We start from the raw sequence: 5,601 nt of genomic DNA, 5'->3' as shown, positions 1-5,601 counted from the left end.
AGTGTCAACACACCCTAATAAAATAAATATTTAAATTGTAAAAATATAAAAATATATATTGATTAAATTATAAGTTTAGGTGATATTTTTCGGATTGCTTAGGACGGAAGGCAATACATAGGAAGTGTATGAATTAAAAAATTCGAAAAGGACAATAATGAATGGAACATAGTGTAAGTAGCAAAGGCAAAGCCATGCTTACACTCGTACTGTGTTTTGCAATCGCAGTGTTTGAAGGTTTCGATCTTCAATCGATGGGCGTTGCAGCACCACGGATGCGAGCGGAGTTTGGCCTGGACAATGCCCAAATGGCATGGGCATTCAGTGCAGCAATTTTGGGAACCCTGCCTGGTGCATTACTGGGTGGGCGATATGCAGATAAAATTGGACGTAAAGCGGTTCTTCTGATCAGTATTTTAATCTTTGGCATTATGTCTGTACTGACAGCATATGCCAGTGATTATAACTTGCTTCTCCTGATTCGTTTTTTAACGGGTTTAGGTATGGGTGGTGCCTTGCCCATGATGATTACCATGGCATCGGAAGCAGTCTCTGAAAAATATAAAGGGACCGCAGTCAGTATCATGTACAGTGGTATTCCTTTTGGTGGAATGATGACTTCCTTCGTGGCGATGGCATTGGCGGGTGATGCTGAGTGGCGACATATCTTCTATGTTGGCGGATTGGCTCCAATTTTACTCATCCCTCTACTGATGAAATTTTTGCCTGAATCAAGTGCTTATCTTTCTGCACACCAAAACAAGCCAAGTACGCCTTTCTTTGAAGTGTTATTTGCCAAGGAACGACGTTTCTCTACGATTCAGATCTGGATCAGTTTCTTCTTTACCCTTGTCGTTCTGTATTTTCTACTCAACTGGTTACCGCTGTTAATGGGAGCACAGGGCTTAGGCAAGACGGAAGCAAACTATGTTCAGATTGGCTACAATGTCGGCGGTATATTCGGTTCAGTCCTGATGGGTATTTTGCTGGATAAGTTGCGCATGAGTTTTGTTATTAAACTCATATATGTCGGTATTCTTATTTCACTGTGCTGCCTTGCAATTTCACCTACAGTTGCATTACTGTCTTTATCGGCTGTAGGCTGTGGATTGTTCATTGTAGGTGGTCAGTCAGCACTATATGGGCTTGCTGCCATGTTTTATCCTACAGAAATGAGAGGTACTGGTGTGGGAGCAGCAGTAGCAGTAGGACGTATTGGTTCTTTTGCCGGTCCACTTTTTGCTGGAGCATTACTGTCTCTGGGTTCAAGTTCAGCAATGGTAATTGGTGCAAGTATTCCATTGATCTTTATTGCCGCAGTTGCAGCACTATTCTTGGTACGTAAACCAAAAGTGTCTCAGCAGTTGCCTGTATTAAATACGTCAACTCAGTAATGTGATGACTCAAGTATGGCCTCTTTTGGGCCATACTTTTTTATGGTTAGGATTTAAGGTTGAATTAAATACTATGGAACATCAGTTAAATCAGCTGCCAACCTTGAGCTACATGATAGCTCGCGTAGATCGTATTATCAGTAAATTACTAAATGAACGCCTGAAGCCTTTAGACATTACATTGCCTCAGTTTACAGCCTTGTCTGTACTGGCGGCAAAAGGTAGTCTCTCGAATGCCAAACTGGCAGAACGCTCTTTTATCAAACCACAATCGACCAATAAAATTTTACAGGATTTATTAAGTAGTGGCTGGATCAGTAAGGAATCGGATCCTTCTCATGGTCGCCGTATTCTTGTCAATGTCACGCAGGAAGGGCTAGATAAATTAAACGAATGTCGAGCCGTAGTTCAGGAACTGGAACAAACGATGCTCAAGGGGGTAGATATCAATCTTGCCTTTCTGATCCGGAATAACCTTGAAATCATGGCTACGAATTTACAGCAGTTTCAGGAAGAATAATTTTTTATGACCTTGAACTGGAGCAGTCTCGGTTGAATAAATTTTCCACGTCTATTTCCAAGGAGATCGGGGTTCTAGACGCTGTATGGGATCTTCCTGGCTTCTGTTGAATTATTTTCATTCACCCGGTAGCATCAGTACACATATCACAAATGAGTAAGTCCATGTCATCAGGTCAGCAAGTACTGATTGAACTTAGAAAAATGATTATTTCAGGTGAAATTCCGGGTGGTGCTCGCGTGGCCGAAATTCCGACAGCGGAAATGTTGGGTGTTTCACGTCAACCGGTTCGTATGGCATTCAGACTGCTTGAACAAGAAGGCTTGTTACTCAAAAATCCGACCCGTGGCTATACGGTCAGGGAAATTTCGCCGAAGTTGATTCAGGATGCGCTTGAAGTTCGTGGAGTACTGGAAGGCCTGGCAGCGAAAAAACTGGCAGAGAAGGGATTAAATACGCAGCAGCAAGATCAGCTCATGCAATGTATTACCCAAATTGATCCAATATTTAAAAAAACTGAGCTAAGCAATGAAGATATTGAAACCTATCATCATTACAATACGATTTTTCATAATACAATTATTCAGGGTTCAGACAACGTCGCGATTGTGCAGGCGCTGAGTAAGAATAACCAGCTGCCGTTAGCTTCTGCCCAAGCCTTAACTTACGATAAAAATAATCCGCTTTCAGAATTTCGCCGACTACATCATGCCCATATTCAACACTGCGCCATTTTTAATGCCTTGAAAAATCGGGATTCGGCACGAGCAGAGAGTCTGATGCGGGAACATAGTCATGTGGTCACGCTTGGGGATATGATGCGTTCTATTTTTAATTCTGATCTGCCATCTTAAGTTTAAGTCTGTTTTTTTAAATAAAAAATCCCTCCTGAGGGTGCAGAAGGGCGGAAAGTGGAGAAAAATTAAACTGCCAGTTTTAAGGAGCTGGCAGTTTTTATTTCTTTAAAGATCGATAACCAGCATTTTAGATTTGGCACGTGAGCAGCATGGGGTAAATTGATCCTGTGCTGCCTGTTCTTCTTCAGTTAAGTACATATCTCGGTGGTCAATTTCACCTTCTACTACCTTCACTAAACAGGTACCACAAATTCCCTGTTCACAAGAAACAGGAATATTCACGCCAGCAGCCTCAAGTGCCTGTACAGCGGTCTGGTCCTGTGCAACATGGATCAATTGTCCGGTTTTTTGAACTTTAATGCTGAAACTGCCATCTTCACTGGTATCAATCGCAGGTGCACTAAAGTGTTCTTTATGAATATGGGTTTCAGGCCACGATTGCTGTTGTGCAGTCTGAATGACAAAATCCATAAAGCCTTGTGGACCACAAACATAAACATGATGTGCCGAGTCAGCCTGAGCCAATGCAGCGGGTAAATTGCAATGTGTGGCTGCTTCATCATCAATATGAAGATGTACTGAATCACCTAAAAGGTTGAGATCTTCCTGGAAAGCCACTGCGGAACGGGTTTTAACAAAGTAAAACAGCTTGAAAGATTTGTTCAGTCGTTTTAATTCTTTGGCCATTGCCAGAATCGGTGTAATCCCAATCCCGCCTGCACATAGGATGGCATGTTCAAGTGCTGTGTCCAGTTCAAACAGGTTACGTGGTTCACTGATCTGAATACGTTGTCCGACTTGTAACTGTTCATGCATAAAGCGTGAGCCACCACGTGAGTTGGGATCATTCAGTACACCAATCACATAGCGGTGCTGTTCGCTGCTGCAATTCGCCAAAGAATATTGGCGTATTAATCCCTCGCTCATATGTACATCAATATGCGCGCCTGCTTTAAAAGGAGGTAGAGGTTCTCCATTACAACTCATGAGCTCAAATGAATTGATCTGAGAATTGTGTTGATGGATCTGATGAATGGTCACTTCCATGTGAGTACCGCTCCTAAACTGAAAAATCAAAATACTGTCTTAAAACTTTAACTATTTAACCAAGCGTGACTGACGGAATATGGTCTTTGCCTGCAATCTCGTTCACCTGTTCTTGGCTGATCAGGCGATCAATCACTTTGCGCGCTTGCACTCCGCCCGCATCAATATTTAGCATCAGCAATTTACGGTCAGGATAGCGGAGCAAGTTTTGTTGTTGCTGTTCCAGCATGTCCAGATCTTCTGAGAAAATCTTACCTTGACCTTCACGGATCTGGCCTGTCAGTTCAACATTATCTGGCTGGAAGTGGCGAGCCATACCCCAGAAATACCAGTGAGAAGTTTCTGTTTCGGGCGTAATAAAGTCCACTACAATAGAAGACACTTTATGCTCGGGATCTGCCTGATAACCGCCTTTACCTGCATGGGCTACGCCAACTTCAATATGTACATTACTTGGCGCAAAGAAATGACAGATCTGCCAACGGTCTACAGGAACATCATCAGCGAGATTGTTACCTCTTAATGCCATTTGCCAGAATGGAGGTGCGTAAATATTTTCCATATGACGTTCTGTAATGACATGGTCTCCATCTACACGGGTAGTAGGAGCAGCTTCATCAATTTCTTTTTGGCCGATACTGGCGGAGTGCACATACGTTTCATGCGTAAGATCCATCAGGTTGTCAATCATCAGGCGATAATCGCAATTGATGTGAAACAATCCACCACCATAAGCCCATTCAGGATTATCAGCCCATTCCAGTTCTGGTAACTGATCTTCACTTGCAAGTGACTGGTCGCCTGGCCATACCCAGATAAAACCAAATTTTTCCACGACGCTATAACTTTTATTACATGGAAAACCACGAACACGTTGTCCAGGCATCGCCACTGTCTTGCCATCACAGCCCATGACTAATCCATGATAACCACAGACCAGATTGCCATCCTCTACAAAGCCTAAAGATAGTGGAGCACCGCGATGTGGGCAGAAGTCTTCTACTGCATAGACCTTATTTTCTTTACCACGATAAAACACCATTTTTTCACCACAGATCTGACGACCTAATGGCTTTCCCATAACTTCTTCAGGACGCGCTGCCACATACCAAGCATTTTTAATGAACATATTCTGATCTCCTTATCAATTGGATCCAATTTATGATTATTTGTATGTTTAGTCAACACAATAAAGTGTAAAAATGAATATATTGGATCCATTTAATTGAGCGGATTTCTTTCAAGTAAGCTTTACCTATTGATAGATAATTTATTATTTGGCTTAAAATTTTGTATTTAGGCATTCCCTAATTAACTAAAGAGTTGCCTTCAATGGCATATAAACTATTAATTAAAAATAAACAGGGGTTCGAACTGTTTTTTGGATCGTCTTACTGATGAAAGAAAAAATGTACTTTTGAACGAATAATCAAAAAACCGGAAAGAAAGGAGCTGGTTTTTGTTGAAAAGATTATTCTTTCAGAAGATAGATTAGAGGTTTTTTAATATAAAATTTTATATAAGATTTTGAAAATTAATGCCTTTTAATTATATGTATCTTTATGGTTTCTATCTATATTGTATTTTCTATGATGGGAGACTAAGGCTTCAGCATTAATTTTTCCTGCATATTTTTCTACGGAAAAATTCAAAAGATATGGGTAACCTAAATCTAATTCATTAATGAATTACACGAGATTCTTATGAATTACCTATTATATTAGGAGATTAAAGATGAAAGTTACTAAAGCTTTTCAAAGGGTTGAACCGTACCGGGTTTGTC

5 protein-coding genes are annotated in these 5,601 nt (G+C 41.1%); 3 read left to right on the top strand and 2 right to left on the bottom strand.

All coding sequences use genetic code 11. The features are described 5' to 3' along the window. Positions 1–161: 161 nt before the first annotated feature. The 3 genes from mhpT to G5T77_RS16885 all read left to right on the top strand — a co-directional run bounded on the left by mhpT (position 162) and on the right by G5T77_RS16885 (position 2,768). Positions 162–1,394, top strand: coding sequence for a 3-(3-hydroxy-phenyl)propionate transporter MhpT (mhpT, locus tag G5T77_RS16895; protein WP_099337169.1), 1,233 nt, complete (start codon positions 162–164; stop codon positions 1,392–1,394). 73 nt (positions 1,395–1,467) lie between these two features. Further along, positions 1,468–1,914 carry a MarR family transcriptional regulator gene (locus tag G5T77_RS16890; RefSeq protein WP_099337168.1) on the top strand — a complete coding sequence of 149 codons (447 nt, stop codon included), beginning with the start codon at positions 1,468–1,470 and terminating at the stop codon, positions 1,912–1,914. A gap of 164 nt (positions 1,915–2,078) precedes the next feature. Further along, on the top strand, positions 2,079–2,768 hold the full coding sequence (locus G5T77_RS16885) for a GntR family transcriptional regulator (protein WP_099337167.1): 690 nt from the start codon (positions 2,079–2,081) through the stop codon (positions 2,766–2,768). A gap of 108 nt (positions 2,769–2,876) precedes the next feature. On the opposite strand, the gene G5T77_RS16880 is transcribed toward G5T77_RS16885, so the two are convergent. Continuing rightward, the gene (locus tag G5T77_RS16880; RefSeq protein WP_166139645.1) at positions 2,877–3,818 is read right to left on the bottom strand and encodes a PDR/VanB family oxidoreductase; all 942 of its coding nucleotides are present in this window, start codon (positions 3,816–3,818) and stop codon (positions 2,877–2,879) included. A gap of 55 nt (positions 3,819–3,873) precedes the next feature. Further along, on the bottom strand, positions 3,874–4,947 hold the full coding sequence (locus tag G5T77_RS16875; RefSeq protein WP_166139644.1) for an aromatic ring-hydroxylating dioxygenase subunit alpha: 1,074 nt from the start codon (positions 4,945–4,947) through the stop codon (positions 3,874–3,876). Between the last annotated feature and the right edge of the window lie 654 nt (positions 4,948–5,601).

It is taken from the genome of Acinetobacter sp. GFQ9D191M, from assembly GCF_011174875.1.
In the GTDB taxonomy this organism is placed as follows: domain Bacteria; phylum Pseudomonadota; class Gammaproteobacteria; order Pseudomonadales; family Moraxellaceae; genus Acinetobacter.
This window is presented reverse-complemented; position numbering and strand designations above follow the sequence as displayed.